The organism is Paenibacillus tundrae (assembly GCF_030812775.1).
In the GTDB taxonomy this organism is placed as follows: domain Bacteria; phylum Bacillota; class Bacilli; order Paenibacillales; family Paenibacillaceae; genus Paenibacillus; species Paenibacillus tundrae_A.
The window spans coordinates 72,747-97,484 of record NZ_JAUSTI010000002.1 but is presented as its reverse complement, the minus strand read 5'-3'; the positions used below and the strand labels follow the sequence as shown (position 1 = coordinate 97,484).

23 protein-coding genes and 1 pseudogene are annotated in these 24,738 nt (G+C 40.4%); 16 read left to right on the top strand and 8 right to left on the bottom strand.

The window, feature by feature from the left end; genetic code table 11:
- Positions 1–149: 149 nt before the first annotated feature.
- Positions 150–1,454, top strand: coding sequence for an AraC family transcriptional regulator (locus J2T19_RS03705; RefSeq protein ID WP_307213309.1), 1,305 nt, complete (start codon positions 150–152; stop codon positions 1,452–1,454).
- A 95-nt stretch (positions 1,455–1,549) separates the two neighbouring features.
- On the opposite strand, the gene J2T19_RS03700 is transcribed toward J2T19_RS03705, so the two are convergent.
- Genes J2T19_RS03700 through J2T19_RS03690 form a run of 3 tightly spaced genes read right to left on the bottom strand, consistent with a single transcriptional unit; the run spans position 1,550 to position 5,518 of the window.
- Positions 1,550–2,680, bottom strand: coding sequence for a GerAB/ArcD/ProY family transporter (locus J2T19_RS03700; protein WP_307213307.1), 1,131 nt, complete (start codon positions 2,678–2,680; stop codon positions 1,550–1,552).
- A 31-nt stretch (positions 2,681–2,711) separates the two neighbouring features.
- On the bottom strand, positions 2,712–3,926 hold the full coding sequence (locus J2T19_RS03695; protein ID WP_307213306.1) for a Ger(x)C family spore germination protein: 1,215 nt from the start codon (positions 3,924–3,926) through the stop codon (positions 2,712–2,714).
- Complete coding sequence (locus tag J2T19_RS03690) at positions 3,923–5,518, bottom strand: spore germination protein (protein ID WP_307213304.1); 1,596 nt, start codon at positions 5,516–5,518, stop codon at positions 3,923–3,925. The genes J2T19_RS03695 and J2T19_RS03690 overlap by 4 nt, the downstream gene beginning before the upstream one ends.
- Positions 5,519–5,834: 316 nt before the next feature.
- On the opposite strand from J2T19_RS03690, the gene J2T19_RS03685 reads away from it, so the two are divergent.
- The 10 genes from J2T19_RS03685 to J2T19_RS03640 all read left to right on the top strand — a co-directional run bounded on the left by J2T19_RS03685 (position 5,835) and on the right by J2T19_RS03640 (position 13,968).
- Positions 5,835–6,674 carry a manganese catalase gene (locus J2T19_RS03685; protein ID WP_307213302.1) on the top strand — a complete coding sequence of 280 codons (840 nt, stop codon included), beginning with the start codon at positions 5,835–5,837 and terminating at the stop codon, positions 6,672–6,674.
- A gap of 104 nt (positions 6,675–6,778) precedes the next feature.
- The gene (locus J2T19_RS03680; protein ID WP_307213300.1) at positions 6,779–6,970 is read left to right on the top strand and encodes a spore coat protein; all 192 of its coding nucleotides are present in this window, start codon (positions 6,779–6,781) and stop codon (positions 6,968–6,970) included.
- Positions 6,971–6,984: 14 nt separating this feature from the next.
- A complete protein-coding gene (locus J2T19_RS03675) occupies positions 6,985–7,296 on the top strand; it encodes a spore coat protein (protein WP_307213297.1) in 312 nt (103 codons plus the stop codon).
- A 400-nt stretch (positions 7,297–7,696) separates the two neighbouring features.
- Positions 7,697–8,710, top strand: a complete 1,014-nt coding sequence (locus tag J2T19_RS03670) for an ABC transporter substrate-binding protein (protein WP_307213295.1) — start codon at positions 7,697–7,699, stop codon at positions 8,708–8,710.
- Positions 8,711–8,849: 139 nt separating this feature from the next.
- The gene (locus J2T19_RS03665; RefSeq protein ID WP_307213293.1) at positions 8,850–10,439 is read left to right on the top strand and encodes a helix-turn-helix domain-containing protein; all 1,590 of its coding nucleotides are present in this window, start codon (positions 8,850–8,852) and stop codon (positions 10,437–10,439) included.
- A gap of 171 nt (positions 10,440–10,610) precedes the next feature.
- Entirely contained in the window at positions 10,611–11,648 is a 1,038-nt protein-coding gene (locus J2T19_RS03660; protein ID WP_307213291.1) for an NAD(P)/FAD-dependent oxidoreductase, read from the top strand.
- Between the two features lie 241 nt (positions 11,649–11,889).
- Positions 11,890–12,051 (top strand): stalk domain-containing protein, encoded by a 162-nt coding sequence (locus tag J2T19_RS03655; RefSeq protein WP_307213289.1) that lies wholly within the window; start codon positions 11,890–11,892, stop codon positions 12,049–12,051.
- Between the two features lie 262 nt (positions 12,052–12,313).
- Positions 12,314–12,859 (top strand): helicase, encoded by a 546-nt coding sequence (locus J2T19_RS03650; RefSeq protein WP_307213287.1) that lies wholly within the window; start codon positions 12,314–12,316, stop codon positions 12,857–12,859.
- A gap of 390 nt (positions 12,860–13,249) precedes the next feature.
- Positions 13,250–13,483, top strand: a complete 234-nt coding sequence (locus tag J2T19_RS03645; RefSeq protein WP_307213285.1) for a hypothetical protein — start codon at positions 13,250–13,252, stop codon at positions 13,481–13,483.
- A 137-nt stretch (positions 13,484–13,620) separates the two neighbouring features.
- Positions 13,621–13,968 carry a DUF3221 domain-containing protein gene (locus tag J2T19_RS03640; protein WP_307213283.1) on the top strand — a complete coding sequence of 116 codons (348 nt, stop codon included), beginning with the start codon at positions 13,621–13,623 and terminating at the stop codon, positions 13,966–13,968.
- A 92-nt stretch (positions 13,969–14,060) separates the two neighbouring features.
- On the opposite strand, the gene J2T19_RS03635 is transcribed toward J2T19_RS03640, so the two are convergent.
- Positions 14,061–14,699 carry a stalk domain-containing protein gene (locus J2T19_RS03635; RefSeq protein WP_307213281.1) on the bottom strand — a complete coding sequence of 213 codons (639 nt, stop codon included), beginning with the start codon at positions 14,697–14,699 and terminating at the stop codon, positions 14,061–14,063.
- Between the two features lie 410 nt (positions 14,700–15,109).
- Positions 15,110–15,997, bottom strand: a complete 888-nt coding sequence (locus J2T19_RS03630) for an SDR family oxidoreductase (RefSeq protein WP_307213279.1) — start codon at positions 15,995–15,997, stop codon at positions 15,110–15,112.
- Positions 15,998–16,310: 313 nt separating this feature from the next.
- On the opposite strand from J2T19_RS03630, the gene J2T19_RS03625 reads away from it, so the two are divergent.
- On the top strand, positions 16,311–16,931 hold the full coding sequence (locus tag J2T19_RS03625; protein WP_307213277.1) for a substrate-binding domain-containing protein: 621 nt from the start codon (positions 16,311–16,313) through the stop codon (positions 16,929–16,931).
- Positions 16,932–17,131: 200 nt separating this feature from the next.
- Here the strand turns inward: J2T19_RS03625 and J2T19_RS03620 are convergent, their stop codons facing one another.
- From J2T19_RS03620 to garR, 3 genes and pseudogenes are all read right to left on the bottom strand, one after another.
- Positions 17,132–18,451: a gluconate:H+ symporter gene (locus J2T19_RS03620; RefSeq protein ID WP_239292001.1), complete on the bottom strand. Its 1,320-nt coding sequence runs from the start codon at positions 18,449–18,451 to the stop codon at positions 17,132–17,134.
- Between the two features lie 123 nt (positions 18,452–18,574).
- Entirely contained in the window at positions 18,575–20,011 is a 1,437-nt protein-coding gene (locus tag J2T19_RS03615) for a four-carbon acid sugar kinase family protein (protein WP_307213274.1), read from the bottom strand.
- Positions 19,998–20,912, bottom strand: a pseudogene (gene garR / locus J2T19_RS03610) (2-hydroxy-3-oxopropionate reductase); the annotation flags it as partial. The gene J2T19_RS03615 and the pseudogene garR, both read right to left, overlap by 14 nt.
- Positions 20,913–21,191: 279 nt before the next feature.
- Here garR and J2T19_RS03605 point away from each other — a divergent pair.
- The 4 genes from J2T19_RS03605 to J2T19_RS03590 all read left to right on the top strand — a co-directional run bounded on the left by J2T19_RS03605 (position 21,192) and on the right by J2T19_RS03590 (position 24,425).
- Complete coding sequence (locus tag J2T19_RS03605) at positions 21,192–21,842, top strand: GntR family transcriptional regulator (RefSeq protein ID WP_307213272.1); 651 nt, start codon at positions 21,192–21,194, stop codon at positions 21,840–21,842.
- Between the two features lie 619 nt (positions 21,843–22,461).
- A complete protein-coding gene (locus J2T19_RS03600) occupies positions 22,462–22,920 on the top strand; it encodes a GNAT family N-acetyltransferase (protein ID WP_307213270.1) in 459 nt (152 codons plus the stop codon).
- Entirely contained in the window at positions 22,913–23,086 is a 174-nt protein-coding gene (locus J2T19_RS03595; protein WP_307213269.1) for a hypothetical protein, read from the top strand. Before J2T19_RS03600 ends, J2T19_RS03595 begins: the two co-directional genes overlap by 8 nt.
- A gap of 166 nt (positions 23,087–23,252) precedes the next feature.
- The gene (locus J2T19_RS03590) at positions 23,253–24,425 is read left to right on the top strand and encodes a hypothetical protein (protein WP_307213267.1); all 1,173 of its coding nucleotides are present in this window, start codon (positions 23,253–23,255) and stop codon (positions 24,423–24,425) included.
- Positions 24,426–24,738: the final 313 nt, after the last annotated feature.

Sequence of the window (24,738 nt, the reverse complement as noted above, 5' to 3'; positions counted from 1 at the left end):
CCTGCATTCTAAATTTTATTACTGTTCTATAGCTCATTTTCCTAGAAAAAAGCCAAGTGAACAATTCACATTTCTTAGAGGTTAAGGTACATTTCTTAGATAATATCTGTGGCTTATTATCGTCACTGAGTTGAAAGGAGGGAATGAAGGTGAGCAGTAATCAGAACCAAAGTCCTCCCTTAAAAGTGGAATTCTTAAGAATCAAAGATGAACCGTTTCGCTGGAGTAATTCCATTGAGGTAGTTATCGTATTGGAAGGTAGCATTCAAGTAGCCATCGCAGACGAGAATAGGATATTGAGTGTTGGTGGACTAGAAATCTTCAATATCAATCAAGTTCATCGTTTGTCACATACCCATGATGAGAATTTGGTGTTACTTATCAATATTGATGCTGAATTTGCTAAGGATTACTGTTCAGATTTATCCACAGTCTGGTTTGCACACGAATTTGGCCCTGGAACAAACTTAGGCTCGGAGCGAGTCCAAGAAATAACGGAAGCAATCTGCACGCTAATAACTCCAGTAGTAAACAACCAGAGTGAGCTACGCTTTTTGACTTTATTGAATATAATCGAGTCATTGTTGGATCTGCTTATAACGAATTTAGATGTCAAAAGAATGTTCGAAGGCAACCCAATTAAGCTGCAACGAATATGGAAAATCTATAATTATTTATTCAATAACCAAGGATACACGAACAAAGCTTCTCTGAATGAAATTGCCGCAATGACGGATGAGTATTTGAATTTAGATTATTTATCATCACAATTCAAGTTGTTAATAGGAGATACATTGCAAAATTTACTCCATTACTTACGCATCGAGCACGCGATAAAACGATTATTAACGACAAATCTAAGTCTCGTGGACATATCAATGGATAGTGGCTTTTCTTCCCCAAGATATTTCTATCAGAAGTTTAATAAGATTTTCGCAGAGGGACCCAAAGAATTTCGCCATGAAAATAAAAAAAAGCAAGAGATGATGGAGCACCTCAGAGAGAGCATTCATCCAGCATTCGTTCTTCCAAGACATAAAGAGTTATTTCACAGTCAAGAAGCAGTAAGCAATGTACCGAATAAATGGATAAACCTTGATCTATTTGGGGATTACGATCCGAGATCAACTTCTGTATATATGATTGGAATTACTGACTTAATTCATTGCAATTTAGATACCAATTTCAATCAGGTTCTTCGGGTTCATGATCTCAGCCCGTACCAAGTCTTTGGATTCGAAAGACCTTTTAATTTTTTCTTAAACAAGGATATACAATCACTAACGTGGTTTATGAATCAGCTTAGTGAGAACAATATCGATCCTGTGTTTATAGTGAGAGCAGATCACAAAGGTATGTCAGAACAGATAACAGCAATACAACGATTCATTGAAAACTACGCGACTATCTATGGAGCAGAGCATTTAAAAGGATGGAAGATTGAAATTCGATAACGCCAACCAAAGAACGCGGAAAAATGGCTAACTCAAACTTGCTGGGTGTACGATCCGTGTTGGCACTGAGATTTTGAACGTTAGGCAGTAAAGTATCAAATACGGTTTTGTCGCTCCTCTCCTGTATTTTGAGTTGCTCTTAACCTTTTCTTTTTTTGTAGTAGCATAAACGCCAGTAGTAGAAGTGGAATAAGGATTTGAAAGAAAGGGGAGACCCACTTAACTGAAACGTTCAGACCCAGCCATATATACTCTGTATACCTGGGTGACAGAAAGGATAGGAAGTAAATCGTTATGCCTGTAGGTAAGATTAGTAATTTATACTTGATGTTTGTGATCCGGCTTAAACCTGTTACAGCACCAATAAAAAACGCTGCCATCTTGATACCTAAACCTAAAAATAGGACTAGTGCAAAAATGGCATCCATCCGCTCTAGAACTCCAGCAAATTGAATGAGCTGGATGGTTTCAAGTAATGGGGTTGAAGCATTAATAGCTAGGGAGGGGCCAAGAACAATAATATTGATTTGATTTATTATGGTTAAAATTATAGAGACTACACCATATGCACTTAAAAGAGCTTTATTAAATTTGGAATCATGTTCGGTGATTTTAAAAAAAACTAAGAACAAGACCGTCTGTCCAAAGGGAAAGGACACGATCTCTGGGAAGGCTGCGCTCCATACAGGTGGTAGGCCTTTTTCGAGAATGGGTTGCATATTTTCAACGTGTAATAGACCCGCTGCAGTGATTAACACGATCAACACCGTGTAACTGAGAATAACAATGGGAAAAAGGAAGGTACAGGTTCTCATAAGCACTTCAGGACCATATCTTACCGTGTTTCCAACGACTAAGATTGCCACAAGCATGATAAAGGCGATAGGCGTTCTATTTAATAAAGTGAGAACCGTCACTTCTCCCATGTCGCGTAAATTGCGGGAAGTTTCGTACATAAAATGGATAGCGAAAAAGAAACCGAGTACACCGCCAGGTATTTTGCCGATATAATATTGTAGGAGCTCGTATAAGTCTTTGCCCTTATCTAATTGATGTATCCAAAGATACATTAAGAGAAGCAAAAAACCTATACTTGCAGCGATGAGCATTGCTATCCAAGCATCTTGTTTAGCGTTTCCTCCCAATAGAAATAACGTGGTACTCCCTACTTCAAACACGCAGAAAGTGACAACCAGATCAGATAATTTCGGGGTTAATTTGCTCAAGACGGATCTCCTCACTATAGGATCTTTTCGTTTAGTCTAAATTGCTAAACGAGTTTTGCAGCATGCCGGGGCGCTTGATGATCACTTTAACGTGAATATTAAGTTTCATTTTTTTGAATTCATTATTCCAATCATCTTTTATCTCTTGCCAATGTTTCGGGTATTTACGATGAACTGTATCAGCATATCCCCCTAAATCTGTTCCAAGACGTTGCATGATTTTCCAACTGGCAGTTATCTCTTCCTTAATGTCCTTCCCAGCTTGATCTTCAACTTGTTTGACCATGGTATCTTTTGATAAGTTGAGTTTTGAATCGGATTCACTGATATTCGCTTTAGCTTTAACATGAATGTTCATCACATAGTGATCACCGCTTTTAACTAAACGTTGCTTGGTTTTAGACTTCAAGATGGTAAGAGCAACAAGTTCTTTGTGATTATGTTCTGATGTAGATATAGAAATGACAGTTCCTTTTACTTTATTGGTAATCCAGCTAAGACCACGACTCTCATGTTGATTCATATGTCCGACCAAACGCCCATTTTGAATAATGGCGAGTTCTGTGAGTCGTAATTTGTCAGCTTGAGAAACCTTTTTATACGTATCCATGGTATCCAACTTCTTTTCTTTCTCCGTATATCCTTTTCCAGAGACCATTATAATCGGGATACCAATGGCCTTGGCATCCGACTTCATTTTACTGGCATAGTCGAATATCGTAACAGGTGGGAATATAGATGAGGTATCTGCTTCTTTACGAAGGATTTGATCTATACTCTCACCAGGTATTTTCTCAGGAGGAATCAGTTTACGAAGAATAGTGCCAGCATGTTGATCCGATACCAGTAACCAGACGGTTTCGCGTGACTCTGAAGTACGTAAATACGTATCGATTAGTTGATTGATTCCCTGATCCATAGCATCTTTTCCAATAACCACAACGTTGTTATGTGCAAAATAAAGTCTCCGGGGATTTTCTAAATTGGTTAAATTGGCTGCTTCAGATATGGTTTTGCCCACCGAAGAGAATACATTTACTGCAGGTTGGGAAGACCCAGATCCACCCCCTGTGTTGGAAGTAATTGAAGACGGTACAATGACTTGATACGTGGCCACCCAATCATTTCCTGTACGATCAAATCCCGTTGCAGAAGTAATACCTATTTCATTGAGCTCAGTCCGATTCCAACACCCCGTGAGGAGCATTGAAATACAACCCATTAGGTATATCTTCTTGATTATCATTGGTCTTCATCCCTTTCATCACGTGTTAACTGAGGATCTGGTTTTTGATTAGATCCTTGTCTTACAGGATTCCTATGACTAATGAATGCAGGTCTTGTTCGCATGCTCCACCAAGGGAAGCGTAGTACAAGATCCTTCATATTTTGAAGTTTGAACGGCGCCGCTGGAAGAAGGTAGGGAACCCCGAATGTTTGTAGGGAAACCAAGTGAACTAAGATGGGAACCAGCCCAGCTAAAATGCCAAATAATCCAAGAGACCCTGCCAGTAACATTAAGGTAAAACGCAATAGACGTACCGCGGCGGCCATGTTGATGGCTGGCATCACGAAGTTTGATATAGCTGTAAAGGAAACGACAATGACCATTGCTGCAGATACAAGTCCTGCTTGAACAGCTGCCTGTCCTAGTACTAGAGCTCCAACAATTGAAATTGCTGGTCCGATAGCACGTGGCATACGCACCCCAGCTTCTCGAATCACTTCAAATGTCAATTCCATTAAAAATGCTTCAATGAGTGCAGGAAGAGGTGTATTCTCCCTCTGGGCAGCTAGACTGATTAATAACGTTGTTGGTAGCATCTCTTGCTGAAACGTAGTAACAGCAATGAAAATAGAGGGTAACAGCAGAGCAACTAAGAAAGAGGAGAAGCGAATTATCCGTAAAAATGAGGCGATATCATACCTTTGGTAATAATCCTCACTGGAGATAAAGAACCGAAAAAAAGTTACAGGAGCTAGTAGAACAAAGGGAGTCCCATCAACGATTATCGCAACTAATCCTTCTAATAATCCGCCAGCCACTGCATCTGGACGTTCAGTGTTCATAAGTGTTGGGAATGGCGTATACACTCCGTCTTGTATGAACTCTTCAATATATCCGCTTTCAAGAATGCTATCTGTCTCAATGGATAGAAGTCTTTTTTTTACTTCAAGAATTATCTCTGGTTCAGCAATTCCTCGAATAAATGCTACAGATACCTTAGTTTTTGTATATTCACCTATCGTTAGAGGATCAAAGCGCAAATCTGGTGTACGTAAAATTCTGCGTAATAAAGCCATGTTTGTGGAAATGTCCTCAGTAAATCCTTCTTTAGGTCCGCGTAGTACAGTTTGGGATGTAGGTTCCTCAATAGATCTTCGAGCCCCACCTCCAATGGAAACGGTAAATACGGTGTTTCCTTCACCGACTAGGATGATTGCCTGGCCTTCAAGTACAGATACCAAAAGTTGATTTTTATCAACTGACTTTAAACTTCCGATCGGTAGGTGGTTTTTAATCCATGCTATCGGATCATCTTCTGAGCTAATGGGACTATTCGCTAAAACATCTAGCATCGTAGTCAGTAACTGTTGATCTATAAGTCCATCTATGTAAACGATGGTCACATCGATATTGGTCTGTTCTTTAAAACCGGAAAGGGAACGAATCATTACATCAGGGCTATCGCCTAACTTTTGTTGTATCCAATTCAAAGTGTTCAATTCCGGAACATCTGGATGGTCTTGGGGGCATTCTTTACTGGAGTGATTATTCAAATATTTCCGGTTCCCATCAGAAGATTTAAAGTTCTTTAATTTTTGAAAGAAGCTCATAAGAAACCCACTTTACATTTTTTTTGTAATATTTGTTAGTTAAGTAACTCCATTCATCTATCATGCTCTGAAAAGTTCTTAAATATGAATAGATCAATATTACGTATCTTGTTTGCTACCTTGATAATGATAATAAGCGTTTAAATCATACATACCTGAGCTATGCCCGTTGAAAATTTCTGGAATATAGAGAAGTGGAAATATTTGTGGAGGGTGGGTCAGTAGCTAAGAGAGAGTGTTGTACCCTCTGTTTATATTCATACAGGTAGGTTATATAAACTTAGAAGTTATCAACCATACCAATGGAGGGATTCATATGTTTAGACACCAGAAGGAATTACAATTCGAAGTAAAAGTAGACCGCCCGGATCCCGTATTTGCTCGTCAGGTTCAAGAAATATTGGGTGGACAGTTTGGGGAAATGACGGTCATGATGCAGTATCTTTTCCAAGGGTTCAATTGTCGAGGCGAGGAAAAATACAAAGACATGCTTATGGATATCGGCACCGAGGAGATCGGACACGTTGAAATGCTGTGCGCACTGATTAGCCAACTTCTTGATGGTGCATCACCGGAGGAACAACAAAAAGCAGCTGAAGATCCTGTAACAGCAGCGATCATGGGTGGAATCAACCCCCAACACCTACTTGTCAGCGGGCTGGGCGGTTTACCTACAAATTCTACCGGCGTACCTTGGAATGGATCATATATTGTAGCCAGTGGTAACCTTCTTGCAGACATGCGCTCTAACCTACATGCCGAAAGTCAAGGCCGTCTCCAGGTTGCGAGATTGTATCACATGACAACCGATGAAGGTGTTCGTGCAACGTTCCGCAAAATGTTGGCGCGTGACCGGTATCATCAATATCAATGGATGGCAGCCATCCAGGAACTGGAAGAAAAGAACGGAGTGGTAGTACCAGCTTCTTTCCCACCAGAGGCTGAACTTGAATCTCAGCCAGAAGCCTATGAGTTCTGGAATCTCTCCGAAGGCAACGAATCAAGCGAAGGTTTATGGGCTAAAGGAAGTGCGCCAGATGGTACAGGAGACTTCGTGTACATTTCCAATCCCGTTCCAAAAGGACAAGTCTACGACCCTGTCATTCCAGCCACAGAGCTTCATCATGATCTTGATGGAAAAGCGAGCGATAAGTAATGTTAACCGACTAATAATGTAGTATCACTAATTTTATATATGTTTCTTTTTCATTAACTTGGGTATTAAATCAATATATAACTATATTTGGAGGTGTTGGATAAATGGCAACAAAAGAACTCGCTGTACATGAAAAGCTTGAAATCCATGAGTTGTTAACCCTCAAAACATCTTGTGCCACGAAAGCCGTGACGATGTTGGAACTTGTCAAAGACGATAAACTAAAATCCTTAATTGAAAATGATTTGGACAACTCTTTCAAAGCGATTGAAGAATTGAAATCTCTATTGAAATAAGGAGGGTTCTAATGATGTCTACTACGATGACCAAAGAAATGCTGGTTAAAGCTATTAAACCAATGGATGATCTCGCAATTGCTACTGATCTACTTCTGTCTGCTAAGTCAGCAGTACGTACCTATGCGATTGCTCTTACAGAAGCGGCTACACCCAGAGTTCGGAAAGCGCTAAGATCCCAGCTTGATACAGCGATTGATACTCATCAAAAAATTGCTGATTACATGATCAAAAATGAAATGTATCATCCTTATAGTATTGACGAACAAGTTGAGCATGATCTGGAGAAATCCGATAAAGTTCTAGGATTGGTGAAAGAAGTTTAATCTCTCGGCCCTTTGAAATTAGATAACAAAAAAAGAGAAGTTTCATTAATTGGCGACTTTTCCCGGAATACAATCGGGGAGAGATCGCCAATTTTATTTTTGAACGTTCCTTGTTGTAAAACAAAATGTACTACACTACCTACAAATTGAGCATGCGATAAAACTAAAAGTTGTGATTGCGTTTAATGAATTGAATAAGAATCAGGATCCTAAATGTATTAAATGTATCTTTGTTAGTAGGGTGGTGACGAGTTTGTATAAAGCCAATCGTAGAGAATGTATATTGAGCAAGGCCTTTAATATGGAGTAAAATCTACTCAGGCAAAATGATAATGATTATCATTATACATAAGCGAATTATTTTGCTACAAAACTTAAAACATCTAGGAGTGGATAGATCATGGGTAAATGGAGATTGATGAAAGCAGGGTGGATGTCGCTTATAACGGCAGCAATGATTACGGTAACGGCTTGTGGCCAGGCAGGCGATCAAACGGTGGCTCCGGTGGGTACTGATCAACCGGCACAGACAACAACAGTATCAAATGAAGCAACGTCTCAGGCGGAAACGCGCGTCGTAAACGATGGATTTGGGGAAGTCGAGATTCCGACCAATCCGAAGCGAATCTCAGCTCTCTATCGTGAAGATTACTTGGTTGCGCTTGGGGTAACGCCTATTGTTCAATATTACAACCCGATGTGGGGCAAGCAGGAGTATTTGAAGCTGGATGTACCGTTGTTCGACGTGACCGGCAACATCGAAGCTTTGCTTGTATCTGAGCCTGACATAATCATCGCCGCTGGAGAGGTTGATGCAGCACAATACGAACTCTATTCCAAGGTTGCGCCGACGTTCCGCATACCGGACGACATACTTCCAGATTCACGGAAAACATTGACCTTAATCGCGGAATTGCTTGGTCTAAGTGACAAGGCGGAGCAAGTTCTTGCCGATTACGATGCACGTATTGTCGATGTGAAGGCGAAGCTGAACGCAGCGATCGGGGATGAAAAGCTGGTTGTTTTACGGATGAACGTGGTAGACAAATCGATAAATATTTTCGGTATTCATAACACGTTTGTTGGACAACTCTTGTATGAGGATTTAGGGCTGAAGGCGCCGGGATTCGCTGAAGCGATGACGGAGGGGAATATTGTCTTGTCAAAGGAGGTCGTTCCAGAGCTTGACGCAGACCATATTATTATCCTCCCGTCCAACGGAACATGGGATGAAGAGAGTAATACCAAAGCGCTTGAGGAAATGAAGACAGATCCGTTATGGAAGAATGTTCCCGCGTTCAAGAATGGCCATGTGTATCCAGTAGAGAGATCGTATTGGCAGGCCGGAGCTATTACAGCAAATGGATTAAAAATGGATGACTTACTTCGCTTACTGGCTCCTGGCAGTAAATAAGACTAATCAAGTTCATTGGCGGACTCATCGCCATCATGAGGAAAGAGCCGCTTGTCAACGAAGGTTGATAGGCGGCTCATTTTATTTTACACTATATTTATTGAGAATGAATATCAATTAAAAGGCGGTTAATAGAACGATGGATATTGAACAGCGCAAACAAGCCTGGATGACTCCTCGAGTCCAATATGTGCTGCAATCGATTCACTTCATCGTTGCAGGTGAGCAAGCGGAAGTGATTGAATTGCACGACAGAGAACGAAATAATCAAGAATGCTATGAACTGATTTTTATTATGAGCGGAACGGGACAGGGAAAATGCTATTTAAGGAGTTCTGGGAGTCTACTCTTTCTTGATCAAGAACTTATGAGCTGCAGTCATTACCGAGTGTGCTTTACAACAGGCGATTGTATGACAGCTTCGAGCTTGATACCGGATAAGGATGAGCTTGTCTGCTCACCTTTTGCGAAAGTGATCGAGCTGCTTGATGAATTATATGCTCTTCGCGGGGCAAGTGATGAACTTGAATTATTCCAACGGTTTGTGAGATTTCAAGAGCTACTGCTCTTCTTATTCCAGCAGAATGCACCTACATCCGAAGATAAAGGAACGGATATGGATCAGCAAGGCGTGGAGCTTAGCATACAGCATATTCATCAGTACTACCGCGAGCTTCTAACTGTAGAGGAGCTTGCATCCCTCGCAGGTATTGATCGCTGGAAATATACCCGATTGTTCAAAGAGGCTACGGGTCAAGTACCTCTCCAGTACTTGAATGAAGTACGTATTAATCAAGCCAAGAAGTGGCTCATAAGTGCGGATGATAAGCTGCTGGATATTGCGCTGAATGCAGGCTTTAATAATGAATATTATTTCAATCGTCGTTTCAAACAGACAGTAGGTATGTCGCCAGGACAATATCGCCGTAGCCGGAAGGGACAGCTTAGAGTAGTCGCACCGTATTTGGAGGATTTCATCGTTGCTCTGGATATGCAGCCGATCGCCCAGTATAGTCATGCAAAGTGGGGCAAACAAGACTATCTAGGCTTAAATCATATTCCAACGTTTGACGAGAATGGCGGTAACTTTCACACACTTTCCAGTTATAAACCGGATCTAATATTACTCATGGATCGTTATGAGCAACAGCAATATTCGCAGTGTCGACGCATATCCAACACGTGTATTCTACGTGAGCAGACCAATAACTGGCGTACACTCCTACGAACCGTTGCCGATTATTTTGGTCGGACGGAGTTAGCCGATGATGCAATCGCCAAGTATGATTTCAAAGCAAGAAGTGCGAGTCATACACTGAGTCAGATGATGAAAGGTGAAACGGTTGCCTTTCTGCGTATTTCCGCAGATCACATCATTCAATATACTGATGAGAGCCAAGGCTTTGTTTCAACTGTCCTTTATGGCGATGTTGGTTTACACTCCCATGCGGCAGTAGGTATATTTTCTAAGGCAAATAGACCAGGTATGTTCAATCTCTCCGTAGATGACTTACATAAGCTAAATGCGGATCATCTGTTTATAACATTTGATAAGTGGCACAGCCAGGCAGAAGGTAAGGAGAGGGAACTTCTGCAGCGGCCAGAGTGGCTTGATCTACCAGCTGTACGGCATAACCATGTTTACGAAGTGGATTTTCTAACCTGGATGAATAACGGAATTATTTCGAATAGCAAAAAAATTGATGATATCCTACGATCGTTAGCTTGATATAGTTTGGTATATAGTTGTGGCTGTGTCTTGAAAGTTTGCATTCTCCATTTTGTACAAAGCCGCTGTCGATTCTGTCCATTGTTATTCGAGAGTCGTCGAAGCTACAATGAAGTTGATAATGATTATCAGTAGCTTGGAGTAGATGAACCGGCCGGAGGAGGATACGGATTGACAGAACAGCTTGAATTATACGATGTGACAATTATTGGCGGTGGTCCTGCAGGAATGTATACTGCTTTTTATAGTGGAATGCGCGATTTAAAGACGAAGTTAATCGAAGCCAAAGACGAGCTGGGTGGACGGATGCTGATATATCCCGAGAAAATGATATGGGATGTTGGAGGGGTTACACCGATCCTCTGTGAGAAGTTAATTGCCCAATTGTCTGAGCAGGCAAGGACGTTCGACCCGACCATTGTATTTGGCCAGCACATTATCGGCTTGGAGAAACAAGCGGATTCAACGTACATTCTGGAGGCGGCAACGGGAGAGAGGCACTGGACACGCACGGTCATTTTGGCAATTGGCCGCGGCATTTTGCGAATGGCGAAGCTAGAGCTGGAAGGAGCAGAGCGCTATGAGGTATCCAATCTGCACTATACGGTGCAGGAGCTGGAGCCTTTTAGAGGAAAACGAGTGCTTATTTCAGGCGGGGGGAATTCGGCTGTCGATTGGGCGAATGAGCTAGTTCCCATCGCTGCTCAGGTTACAGTTGTACATCGGCGTGACCGTTTCGGAGGACATGAGAAAAACATCGCCCGAATGAAGGAGTCCTCTGCCGAGGTGCTTACGCCATATGAAGTAACGCAGTTATATAGCGGTAATGGAAAGTCGATAGAACGAGTGACAATTGGTCATCTTGAATCAGGGGAATCACGTGAGCTAGAAGTAGACGAGGTTATTGTTAACCACGGTCTAAAATCCGATTTTACAGGGATCAAGGATTGGGGACTGGATATGGATGACTGGAACATATTTGTTAGTCCTAAGCTGGAGACGAACTTACCAGGCATCTTCGGAGCAGGGGATTTCGCCAATTACGAAAGTAAGCTCAACCTGATTGCTGGAGCGTTCACGGATGCGGCCTTAGCGCTTAACAGTGCCAAATTGTATTTGGATCCGGAGGCGCCGAAAATGGCTTATGTATCGTCTCATAACGAGAGATTCAAAGAAAAGAACAAGGCGCTTGGCGTATCTGTTGAATAGAGGTTTGCTATTATTAGGGCGAAGTTGTGCGAAGAGATTTTCAATTGAATAATTCTTGATCCAATTTGAGCGCCATTTGGCGCTTTTTTTTGATATAAATAACGAAATATAGGGGAGTTCCTCTGAAATGTAATAGTAACGCCGATAAAGTAAATATTATTTATTAGACGCTGTGAGTTCGGTGGATACCACACTAATGGAGACGTTGATGAATATGCGATTATGAAATATGGTCAGGACCATGGGGAGTAAAACCGTATTTTATAACGGTAAGGCTTCTACATTAAGCACAGCTCCAAAAGTGATTAACGGGGTTACGTATATTCCAGTACAATCGATTAAAGGATTAGGCGCCACTCTGCAATTAAATGCTAGCAAAAACACACTAAATATCGAGATGTAAATGAAGAGGAGGGCTGAGGCTCTCCTTTTTGTATATCAAATTCCAGTTGTCATCTCAACAAATTTTAGTTTATATGACGAAGCTACAAATGAAAATGATGCTTGTTCTTTATCCGGGGGAAAAATGAGTTTAAGGTATCGAGCGGATTTTGTTCAAAAACGGAGCTCAATTAAAGAGGAAATGTACTTAGAATTCTGGAATATGTAAATTCAGTCTATTATATTGTTTTGAGCCTAACCCAATTTGTTAGGAGTGATTAAGAATGCGTATTGAAAATGAAAAATTCTTCAATGGTGAAAGGATAATGCGAACAGTAGAGGTTGGCGGACTTACGAGATCGCAACTTATCCAAAAGTTACAGCAAAATACTATCTTAATGAATGAATTGGGAAAGGAGCTATTAGCCGATGATAAATTTAGACCATCCGAAACGAAGTATAGTCTGGAGATCGTAGAACTAGCCGTTGGAGAACTTGGTTTTCCAGATGGAGCTACTACGAGTCGAATCTTTGAGAAAGCGATTGAACTAGATTTGGAATTGTGTCCGTTAGAATTAGGACCTTACCTAAGACTAGTGTATCTGGATCAGCCTGAAGGTTATTCGGGTAAACCTGTGCAACAAAATAGAGCTCCAGTCGGCTCCATCACGATTGCATCGGAGATTCTAACTGATGACGAGGACTTTCCAAAAGGATTCTATCTTAGAAAAATTAATGGCGTATTGTGGCTACGTGGGTACCGCGCTGATCATCTGCACGTTTGGAATCCTGATGACCATTTTATTTTTAGACAAACAGATAAGACATAGAGATATTGAATTTAAGCAATGTTTTTGGTTCCAAACCAGCGATTCACAGAGCAACTAGCAGCTCAAAATAGAAACGTGGAAACTTCTCGAGAAGTAGATAAGGAACGCTTCTAACAAATCTTGTCATCGACCTTGAACAGGTGAGAAGACAAGAGGTTTGAGTATATTTAGGGGTGTGCCTCAAGTCGAACAGGGTATCCAAGGAATTTGCATTTAACCATTTTATATACAAGATTGTCAGGGAGTAATTACCTGTTCTGTCGCTAAATTAGTGGCTTTTTTGTTACATTGCAAGTGGACATAGTCCAGAGTAGTGTAATTTCCGACTTCTAAATAATGTATAATTTAAACAGTGCTCAGACATGACCAAATTGAATGGAGGGGCTAAAGTTGAACAAGTATATGTTACATATTGTTGTAAGTGTAGTTTGTATTGTGGGACCTGTTCTTGGTCTCTTATATGGTTTGTGGGACAGTAACCAACCCAAAGTAGGACCTGTTGGAGATGGAAAACCTATCTATCCCACCCTACCTCAATGGATATCTATTGTGGCTCCTATTATTGCTGGATTAATTAATTTACCATTTGCCATTATTCGGTACCGACAAAACAAAAAAGACTAATGAAAGTAATAAAGATTAGAGTACTTCCCGTGCTAACAACTAAAATGTTGAATGGTACTAAGAAGAGTTTAAGAAGAGTTGAGAAATCCGCACTCTAATGCTGGACTTAATATTGAAAGAGGAGGAGGGTGATGAATATGGCTAAATTAGTGAGTGGACTTACATTCATTTTGGTACTAATATTAACAGTCGGCTGTAGTTCTCCAAACGAACAAACTCAATCTGACGCTGACATCATTGGTACAATTATAGAAGTCAGAGAGCAAGACCATCAAATATTAATCGAACAAAATAACGCAGATGACTCTGCAACAAACCTAATTTGGATTAGTCAGGATCAGGATAGTGAAATAATTGTCGCTGGCGTAGCTAAGACTAAGTTTGAGAAGTCATTTCAAAATAAAAAAGTTGAAGTATGGATTAAAAATCTTATAGCCCAGTCATCACCCCCACAAGCTCTAGCTGATAAAGTTATGATTGATTAATAAGGAGGGTGGATAGGGCTATATTCATTGCAGGGATGCACGGAAATCTCTATCTCGTAATCGTGAAAGCCCAGGAGTATAGGGTTTCTTGATTATTCCCCAAAACTCGTTCCAGGGAACAACGTATACCGATCAAAATATTGTGTTGATTTAGGTACGATCATAACTGATTTAATTTTATCCGTCCCCTCAAAGGTGAATTTCCATTTTTCCGTTTTAACATTGTAATTATCCTCTGCAGTAACTCGTTGTACAATACGGACGGTGATACTAGTATCATTACGATCTACAGGATGCATCTCAACAATGCTTGCCATATTATAAGTTCCTGAAGGAAAGCTCTCATTATAGAGATCTGTTTTGAATCCAGGCGCAGTTAAAGCAATCACATCGTCTTTCCGCCGATCATCATATGCCATGATCCATTGAAAAGCTAAATTACGTTGATTTACATAGGTGACGCTGCCAGTTTCCGCTTTAAATTGTGGATCTGAATGCACATATACTGTTTTATTTATATTATCCCATTCAATATCCACTCCAAGTCCTTCCGAAATAGTACGAAGTGGAACATAGACTGAACCATCTATGAGTTTCGGCGCTGTACTGCTGCTATTAATCTGGTTCCCATGAATAAAGATCTTAGGAATTACAGATGCTGCATATGCTCCTGCGCTGAACACAGAAGTGAGCAATACTCCTGCGAGTCCTATCTTAACTATACGTTTCATATCATCTTCGCCTTCATAGAAAGATATAATCTAAACGCTGTGTGTGTTCAAAAAGTTTGAAAAAAGCGACCCTAGAAATAGAAGATGGAGATGGAAATATCCTTTTAGTAAAAGCCCATGACGATGGTTGGGTGTTTTAACGGATCTGTGAGTTATACGGAGTATGTCACTTCGTCAATGACAGAATTTAATGTGAAGCTTCAAAGGAATGTTTAACTTGATGAGGTAACGTGAACTGTATTTTAATAACGACAAGAGTAACAGCCGATCAAGATGATCGGCTATGTATGCTGACTTAACGGCAGGCACTCTCCACTACATAAAAAGAGCCAGTGAGAATATAGTCATTCTCGACTGGCCAATACTTCAGCAGTTCATTGGGTGGCGTATGTTGGGAAACATGCTAGCTTTCAGTTTTCAACTTTAGAAAACGGAAATTTGTTCTTCAAGAAATCTATATATGTCATTGGTTTTCGGCCAATTAGACGTTCAAGATCCCCAGATGTCTCCGAGAATTCCCCAGTGTTGATTGCTCGCACCCAACCTAATAAGAAATCGGTCATAGGAACAGGGAGTCCATCCGCTACCATCGTGTCTGTATATTCTGTTTCGCTAATTGCTTCATAAGGGATGTGTATCCCATGAATTTCAGAGAGTGCTTTAGCAATATCTGCAAATGAGCTTCCTTCGCTGCCACTTAGCGTATAAGACTTATTATCATGTCCGTCCTGTATGAGAACAGCTACGTTGGCCGCAGCCAAATCATCCAGAGATGCAGCGGCTACTTTACCCAAACCCTTTGGTAATCTTACGCCGACTTTAAGTGGATCTCCATAATACGAATGCATGACTTCAAGATACGGTGGATTCCGTAGAATTGTATAGGATAATCCGGATGCTTTAAGCGCTTGTTCTGCAAATATATCTGACAAAGTGACTTCAGGAATGATAAGATTTGAATTTTCTTTTCGTATGATCGACGTGAAGATCACTTGTTTCACACCAGCCTGTTTGGCAGCTGCGATGACATTAAAATGTTGTGTATTGCGGTCGGTAAATGCTTGCGCGGAAATAAGCATCACTTTTTCAACACCATTAAACGCTTGCAGAAGGGAGCTATAATCCCAATAATCGCCCTGATGAGCTTCTACACCTTGTTTAACATACCTTTTGATTTGTTCGGACTCAGTATTACGTACCAATACGGCGACCTGATCGGATGGAACTTTTGTAAGAAGAAGCTCTAGTGTCCTGCTACCGAGATTACCTGTTGCTCCAGTAATAAGAATTTTCCCCATCGTAATAACCCCTTTGAACGTTTATTGAGAAACGAATTGCTTTTGTTCATGATCACTAGGCTCATTATGTACCATGGTTTACTTTAAAAATAGTACGTACTTTTTGGTTATATAGTAACCAAGAAGTGATAATTATGATGAAATACGGAGTGGCGAAAGCATTAAGATAACGGGAGAACTATATTTCGATATACAATTTTCATCTAAAAGTTAAGTGAAAACTGCTGAACTTAATATAAAATATTGCTCAAATATGTTTGAATAAATTGAATGCGTTTACAATTATGGAATGCCATAGAATCGTTATGTGCATTTGATTCAGTCCCTTGATGAACAGATCGGTGAACTAACTGAGCTCTCTGGGACGATACGTATCCGAACTCAGGAATACGCAAGACAGATGCCTAATGTAAATTTGTGTATAGAACATGGAGCACATCAGGAGATTCTAAAAGGCGTCCTCGATTATGAGCTGGATTTTGGTATTGTGCCTGAGAATACGAATCGACATGAACTTCTTTTTCATCCAATCTTGGAAGAAACAATTGTGTTCGCTGCGTCGCAGACTATCGCTCAGAACGTGAAAAAGTTGGGAGCGCATATCCTGAATGATCAACTTTTCATCAGCAACGGTACATCCTGTTTGTACCACACATCGGCTATAGATGTTTTGAAGCAAGCTGGTATTACGGTTAAAGATGCGTTAGAGCTGCCTAGTCTGGAGATGGTCAAACAATATGTGGGCTGTGGTAAAGGGTATGCTCTAATTCCTGAAATAGCAATCCGTAAGGAGCTAGAAACAGGTGAATTGCAAATTCTCTCTTTTGCGCCGAAAATGACCTTTACTCACGGCCTGATCACTCATAAAAATCGAGAACACAGTGTGACTTCCAAAGTTTTACAATCTGCATTTATGGATTTTGATCATCGTTAAACCGTCTTGGGGAGGGGAGGTTATAAAGTTCAAGTCCCAATCACCATACGTAGGTCTGGATTAATTCCGTGAAACTCTTATTTAACATCGTCATAATCGATTGTTAACTGTTATGGCTCTAGACCAATAACAGTTAACGCCAAAGAGCACAAGCAGAGGTTCATCCTGCTTGTGCTCTTTAGCACCAATTTAATCATTTTTTACATAAACATATCTAGAATCAGGACACCAGCAAGTCCTACCAATGAAATAATCGTTACCATGACTGACCAGGTTTTTATCGTCTTACCTATAGTAAGATTAAAGTATTCTTTGTAAATCCAGAAGCCTGCATCATTGACGTGAGAGAACGTTACGCTTCCTGCACCAGCTGCTAGAACCATGAGTTCTGGACTTACTCCTGTGGCAGCAACCAGAGGTGCGGCAATACCCGCTGCTGTCATACCAGCCACAGTTGCAGAACCAACGGCAATTCTCAAGATGGCTGCGATCAACCAAGTTAGGATAAGAGGAGATAGCGTGGAGCCTGCCATAAGATCAGAGATATATTGGTCAATATGACTGTCGATCAACACTTGCTTGAACGCACCGCCGCCAGCGATAATCAAGAGAATCATTCCGATACCACTTACAGAATCACTTAGAGATTTCATAACCTCTGGCATTTTTTTGCCTAGGTTCAGTCCAAAAGTGAAAATGGCAACCAAGACAGAAATCAATAAAGCGACATTGGCATTACCAATGAAATTAGTTACAGATGAAAATGCTGATTCAGGTGCAAAGATCTCGACAAAAGTTTGAAGCGCAATCAAAATGACAGGTAGAAGTGCTGTGAAAAGACTAATTCCGAATTTAGGTAGCTCTTCTTCCTTAAATTCTTTTGGATTGAATAGACCTTTGGGAATATCGATTTCCAAGGCTTCTTTTTTAAATAACCTGGTATATACAGGGCCGGCAAGGATGAAAGCAGGGATCGCGACAAGTATACCTAAGATCATCGTTAATCCGATATTGGCTCCAAAAACATTAGCAACGGCTGTAGGGCCTGGATGCGGAGGTACGAATCCGTGCATGGTTATAAGTGCTGCAATAACGGGCATTCCGAGATATAGAACAGGTACTCGTGCAGCTCTAGCGATGGTAAATACCAACGGAATTAACACGACCACTCCCGTTTCAAAGAATAAAGCGATTCCAACAATAGCTGCTGTAATAACGGCTGCCAGCTGAGTACGTTTTTGACCAAAGGCACTGATCATGGTTGTGGCAATGCGCTGAGCACCACCAGAATCGGTCATTAATTTACCGAGAATTCCTCCGAATATGATAATCATCGTTAAATGACCAAGTGTTCCGCCTAAGCCAGCTTCGATGGACTCGACAGCTTGAATCGGGGTCATTCCTTCCAGTAAGCCAACAGCTAAGGAAACAATAATCAAAGATATGAAAGCGTTTAACTTAAAAGCCATCATTAATATAAGTAATATAATGACCCCTAATGTGACTGAGATAATTGGCATCTAATTTCCTCATTTCTGTATTTGCTTGATAAAGGAGAGCAGATTATAGGGAGCACACTAATCGTTTTTATTATTCATTAATCGTGTACTCCTCACAGTCTGGTCATACTAACCGTTTTCGAATTACTTCGTACTCAACATTTCAACAACTTCCCTTAGATCGGTTATAGTACCCACATTTCCAGGGAAGATGACATAGGAGATTCCCGGGAATTTACTTTCATCCCCGGTTGTCCACACGGGAATACCAGGTCGAATCTGTCCGGCAACAGTAGCTCGTTTGACTTCCAGTCCGTTCGTTCCAATATCGCTTGAGGTAATGCCACCTTTAGCAATGATATAGGCTGGTCGTACTTCTAATCGTTTAACAATACTCGTAACTGCATCCGAAATTTTGACGGATAGTTTCAATTCATCTTCTTTTCTATCCTCTCCAAGGTCTAATCGCTCTCTTTTGGTATAGACAGCCACATTTTTACCTTCGAGGATCAGTTTGTTGGTTGTTTCAACAACTCTGTTAAGCTCATTATCGAATTGATCGGGTTCCAGAACAAGGTGAACGTTAAATTCAACAAATTCTACTACACTGGACTTTTTCAGTTCTTCAAACTGTTCCGTCGTTTTTTTGACATGTGATCCGATAATGACTAATCCGCCATGGTTTGTATTGTCACTCATCATTTCTTCACGCGTGAGCAGGCTTTTGTTACTAACGCCTCCCATGACCTTCGTAAGTGCAGCAGCACTTCTAAACATAAAATGTTTACCTTTATTGAAGGCTCGAATTAAAGCAATGGTGAAGACTTGAACATCTGAATAGTCAACTGCATTTACGATAACTTTATTAAAGTTCTCAACGTTTAACAGTTGCTGTTCAATGAGATCGATGTCCATGGCACGAAGGCTTTCCAGCGAGATGTAAGTCATCTGATCGGCTTTATACTGCCCATTCGATTTTTCCTCTGCCCACTCACCTAAATGTGATTTGGTGTAACCAAAGGTGCGATCCTTGGCGAATTCGGTTTCTCCTGCAGGAACCAATTCCGTATTATATTGAACATAGTGAACATTATCGATGGTGAAGCGTCCGCCTTCTTTGAAGAAGGGGAGAAGTATTTCACCGTCAAACCGTATATTTGACTTAGCTTCAACGGTGTCTTTTAACACTTCAGTTTCAAGTGGATAGTGACCTCGAAGTGTAGAATCACCACGGCTTATAATCGTGAATTCGCAATTGTTTCTTTGGGCAGCTTCTACGATATTAGCAGCAATTTCTTGGTGTGCTTTTGTCGTCTCAGCAGCTGTAAACCCACGTGAGTTGGTGAGGATAAAGAACATCGAATTGTCTTCCTGAAATCCTCTGTCGATACTATCTACGGACCAGTCCGTATAGACCGAGATGCCATGTACAGTTTGAACACCAGTTGGATCATCATCCAAAACGATAATTTTACGATTAAAGTGTTGAAGCTCTTGATTAATCATTTTATGAATAAGGTTCGTATCAGGAGAAGGAAATCTACTGAAAACCTCTTCTACAGACCGGTTATTTGTTTTCATGGCCAAGACCCCTTACTTCGACATTTGCTAATTTTTCATAATACTGTACGATCCCGCCGTGGTCGTCCATTAATTTCCCGTCAACCTTCAGGGCATGGAACATTTCTAACAAGTGGCTGGATAGCGGAAGAGGTACGCCGATCTCATGAGCTGTGTTCATTACGTTGGTAATATCTTTCATGTTGATCGCGATCGTACCTCCTGGAGCAAAGTTTCTTTCCAGAATCAGTGGAACTTTGGCATCAAGAACAGCACTGCCTGCTAACCCGCCTCGAATCGCCTGATACATTTTCTCAATATCAATCCCTGCTTTAGCAGCCAGGACAAGCGCTTCGGACATCGCAGCAATATTTAAATTCACAATGATCTGGTTAGCGAGCTTCGCAGTAACTCCGCATCCACTATCTCCAACCAAGGTGACCGCCGTCCCCATATCAAACAAAACGGACTTAGCTGCTTCGAATACGCTTTCTTTACCGCCCACCATAATTGCTAAAGTACCATCAACGGCTTTTGGTTCTCCGCCGCTAACGGGTGCATCCAAAAATCCAACGCCTTTTTTTGCTGCTTCTTCTGCAAGAGCGATGGAAACGGCAGGAGTGATGGAGCTCATATCAATAATAATGGAGCCTTCTTTTGCCCCAGATAAAATACCTTGCTCACCCAAAACAACAGCTTGCACATGTTGAGATGCAGGAAGCATGGTAATGATAATTTCACAATTCTCAGCGACTTCTCTTGGTGAGGAAGCTGCAGTTGCACCGGAGTCTAGCAATATTTGAACCGCTTCCTGATTGAGATCATTAACGGTTAATTCGTGTCCTGCTTTTCTGAGATTAAGAGCCATCGGTTTGCCCATGATTCCGAGTCCAATAAAACCAACTTTTTTAGCCATGATATTTCCTCCTAATACTTTTGTGAGCGAAGGCTTCTATGCCCATGAATGAATATGTTTAATAGACGAAATGTGAAGAACGAAGAAGCGACTTGACGAAAAGAATGCAATGCTTCAACGGCAATCGCTTACATCGTTGATTGCGTTTTCATTGTATACTAAAAATTTAAAATTGTATACATTTAATTATGTTTTTGTATACAATTTAATAGTATTCGTATACTTTTTTTGTTGAATATCGTTTATTGGAATGATTTTATGAACATAATTTGGTACTATATTGATATGAGAAATGAGACTGAGGTGAAGTTAGTGCATGAAAATAATAGTTCACGACCGGCGTATCATCAATGTTATGAAATTCTTCGAGACAAGATTTTAAACGGGGAGCTTCCTAGCGGTACGAAGATCGTTGAAGAAAAGCTCGCTACAGAGCTTGGAGTGAGTAGAACACCCATAAGAGATTCGATACGTAAGCTGGAAAACGAAGGATTAATTGTTCAAAAAAAAGTGGTTAAACCTACCGAAAAGGATTTACGTAATTTGTTTAATGTTCGGATATTACTCGAAGGGTACTCAGCCAAATGCGCGGCTAATTTTTTGAAAGACAACGAGATTGAAGAGCTGTATAAGTATGTGGAGATCGGGAGAACGGGGACAAAAGATGAGATTATGTCTGCCAACGAGAGTTTCCATAACGATATTGTAAAAGCGAGTAATAATCCGTTGATGATTGATATTATAGATCGGATGCAAGCCATCATTTATCTGTTTAGAAAAACAGTTGTGATCTATAATCGTCCTCATCTTATCGATGAGCATGAAGAAATTTACGAGGCAATTAAGTCTAGAAGCGGTGAGCGGGCAGAAGAACTAATGAAAAAACATCTGGAAAACGACTTAAACTTTTATCTGCATGTAATGAGTAACCAGTGAAGAATTGTCTTGTGAGGTAAATGAAATCGCTTTATTCCGGAAAAACACGTTTCATAAATTTACTTACCGAGTGTGTTAATGATAACGCAGGCGAGGCTTGGATAAAGTATTGGAATGGTACATTTTTGATGTGCTGTCCTCTACTTTATTCAGGCCTTTTTCGTTTTCAAATAACTCCAAAAGACTTGTAGTCTCTGGCTCAACGTTTGCTGGAGGAAGCACATAATTTATTTTTGTATGATTATATAAGCTCTACATTTGCTAAGGAGCATTAATGTACGTAGTTATAATTGATCCGATTATTACATAATGCATATTGGAGGTATTATTATGATCAAAAAGAAAGTTTCCACAATCCTAGTGCTGCTCTTTAAAAGAAAATAGGAGAAATGAAGCACACCTATTTTATTATGGAGATGAACTAATGGGATGTGCAATTCTTTTCATTTTATAACATGTAAGTTAGAATGAGTACATAACAGAAACTTAGTTTCACTTGATGAAACAATATAATGAGAAGTATACAAAAAAATGCCATTAATTGGTATATGAACAAACGGATGATCCTTATTTTAATGAAGAATTACTGAGAAAATTTTCGATCATATTGGAGGTATTTATGAAATTTATAACTGCGACTGTAGAACATCTTCCTGCCATCGTTCGGTTGTTAACTGACGACGAATTCGGTGCTACTCGGGAGCGCTATGAAGAACCATTACCCCTAGAATACATCGATGCTTTTGCGAGAATTGAAGAACAGATTGGTAATTCAATAATTGTTGCTATAGACAAGGAGGAAGTGATTGGTTGTCTGCAGCTCACGATTATCCCAGGGATAGCAAGATTGGGTACAACACGAGGTCAGATTGAAGGTGTTCGTGTTAGCCATGATTATAGAGGTAAAGGTGTGGGCGAGTCGTTATTTAACTATGCCATCGATCAGGCTAAAGCTAAGGGATGTGAAATGATCCAATTGACGACAGACAAAAAGCGTAAAGATGCGCACAGATTCTATGAACGTCTTGGATTTGTTGCTAGTCATGATGGGATGAAGCTAATCATCAGTAATGAGTAAATTTGAACAGGCGAGACAGCGATATGTTGCCCATCTAAGTGAAGCGCAGAAAAAGCATTTTGACGATGCGGGTTTCAAATTTCAAACGGATAGAAATAGTCCAATCAGAAATGGAGAAGATTGGGCATATTTGACGGTGAGCAAGGCAGAGAATTGTCAAATTTGAGATTGATTATTTCCTGAATGAATGAGTGATTATAGCTAATCAAATAGCCAAAGCCAGCCGTCTTCCAAAAGAAGAATGCTATTCATTTTACATACACAAATGACGATAATGGATCTGTAATTAAAAAATGAGAAACAGGTGATATGATTTGCTTCATGTAAAACGATTGATATCTTTGGTAGCGTTCCTACTGCTTAGCAGCATTCTTGCGGGAACAGTTTCTGCAAACAACTTTCAAAAACTACCAAAACCAGATTGGACTTTTTCCATACCGGATGGTCACGAGTATGTGTCAGACAGTAACGTCCGGATCGCAGATCAAACATTCCACTTTATGAGTATGGACAATCAGATGTACATTCTTGACAAGAAGACAGGAAGACAATTATCCAAGACCGATTATACCGCAGGAAGCAACCTGATTTTTAGTTTTTTCGGTACATACGCACAAGTCGCACAAAACGGTAATGTTTATATCCTCACTTCGATTAGAAATAGTTCAGGAGTTGTAAAACCACGTCTAACCGCATACCATCCGAATGGGAAGGTATTGTGGACTAAGTACTTTGAAGAGAAAGTCCGTTCCTTATCTGGGATATCCATCATGCCTGATGGCAATTTGTTTGTTTATCTGGAAACGGCTTCTGAACGAGTGACTAGTTATCGGTATAGTCCGCAAGGCAAATTTTTGGGTAAAAACAGTTGGAATGCATCCATTCTTTATGGTTTTGTCAATGGTTTACTTGAAACCACCAACAGAACAAGCAAGACATCCAGCCGTATGACATATTTTGATTTTAAAATGAAGCAGCAATTTCAATACCAGTTCGACTTCAAAGAAGGTATGTTTTCAGGGTTAGGATCCGATGGTTTACTTCATTTCCAGAAGAATCACGGGAACAATGTCATAAGTTTCACCGCCAAAACCACGAAGGGGAAGGAAGTATGGACCAAAAAAATCAACAATGTGAGCTACTATGACGATATGGAAACATCGATGACAGTGAAAAAAAACGTGTTTTCGAATGGATTCACAGGGATACAATCTAATGGCAACTTTTTTATTATAGATCACAAAGGTGTCATGCAGACTGTACCTGCCTCAGCCAAAATGTATCAAACTGCGCCGGATGGAACCGTCATGCTGGTTGAGGACTCAAAAATATCCATCTATCAGACAAGCCCGTCTGCACGCACCAAAGTGAAATTACTTCATACCGTTAATACTTCTGAACTTAGTGAGTTAGATCCCACGTTTGTATATGAAGGCGCAGGTATTATTTATGTGATGACTGATAACGATCAGATAAACCGCTTTGATTTGAATAAGCAGTTCTAGAACATCGTGCTTCACTAAAGTAAATCATCGATCCAAAACAAGTCGCTAATATGGCGACTTTTCTTATTTGTACAACTCATCTTTGACCTACATAAATCACTTTTGGAAACTCACTTGACCTTAGGTCTGTCTCAAGCTGTATGCTTCATGTTGGATTGCAAATGCAAATAACACTGAGATGGTTCAGGAGGGTTATACCATGAACGTACTTAATGACGGCAAAAGTAAGAAAGACTGAAGATGGATATGTTGATGTGCGCCATATAAATTCATCAAACGTGTATAACTTCTCAGACTTCTTTATCGGTTTGTT

Coding starts and splice junctions, on each gene's coding strand:
- J2T19_RS03695 (WP_307213306.1), bottom strand. CDS start 3,926: ATGATAATCAAGAAGATATACCTAATGGGTTGTATTTCAATGCTCCTC.
- J2T19_RS03690 (WP_307213304.1), bottom strand. CDS start 5,518: ATGAGCTTCTTTCAAAAATTAAAGAACTTTAAATCTTCTGATGGGAAC.
- J2T19_RS03685 (WP_307213302.1), top strand. CDS start 5,835: ATGTTTAGACACCAGAAGGAATTACAATTCGAAGTAAAAGTAGACCGC.
- J2T19_RS03680 (WP_307213300.1), top strand. CDS start 6,779: ATGGCAACAAAAGAACTCGCTGTACATGAAAAGCTTGAAATCCATGAG.
- J2T19_RS03675 (WP_307213297.1), top strand. CDS start 6,985: ATGTCTACTACGATGACCAAAGAAATGCTGGTTAAAGCTATTAAACCA.
- J2T19_RS03670 (WP_307213295.1), top strand. CDS start 7,697: ATGGGTAAATGGAGATTGATGAAAGCAGGGTGGATGTCGCTTATAACG.
- J2T19_RS03665 (WP_307213293.1), top strand. CDS start 8,850: ATGGATATTGAACAGCGCAAACAAGCCTGGATGACTCCTCGAGTCCAA.
- J2T19_RS03655 (WP_307213289.1), top strand. CDS start 11,890: ATGGGGAGTAAAACCGTATTTTATAACGGTAAGGCTTCTACATTAAGC.
- J2T19_RS03650 (WP_307213287.1), top strand. CDS start 12,314: ATGCGTATTGAAAATGAAAAATTCTTCAATGGTGAAAGGATAATGCGA.
- J2T19_RS03640 (WP_307213283.1), top strand. CDS start 13,621: ATGGCTAAATTAGTGAGTGGACTTACATTCATTTTGGTACTAATATTA.
- J2T19_RS03635 (WP_307213281.1), bottom strand. CDS start 14,699: ATGAAACGTATAGTTAAGATAGGACTCGCAGGAGTATTGCTCACTTCT.
- J2T19_RS03630 (WP_307213279.1), bottom strand. CDS start 15,997: ATGGGGAAAATTCTTATTACTGGAGCAACAGGTAATCTCGGTAGCAGG.
- J2T19_RS03620 (WP_239292001.1), bottom strand. CDS start 18,451: ATGCCAATTATCTCAGTCACATTAGGGGTCATTATATTACTTATATTA.
- J2T19_RS03615 (WP_307213274.1), bottom strand. CDS start 20,011: ATGAAAACAAATAACCGGTCTGTAGAAGAGGTTTTCAGTAGATTTCCT.
- J2T19_RS03605 (WP_307213272.1), top strand. CDS start 21,192: ATGAGAAATGAGACTGAGGTGAAGTTAGTGCATGAAAATAATAGTTCA.
- J2T19_RS03600 (WP_307213270.1), top strand. CDS start 22,462: ATGAAATTTATAACTGCGACTGTAGAACATCTTCCTGCCATCGTTCGG.
- J2T19_RS03595 (WP_307213269.1), top strand. CDS start 22,913: ATGAGTAAATTTGAACAGGCGAGACAGCGATATGTTGCCCATCTAAGT.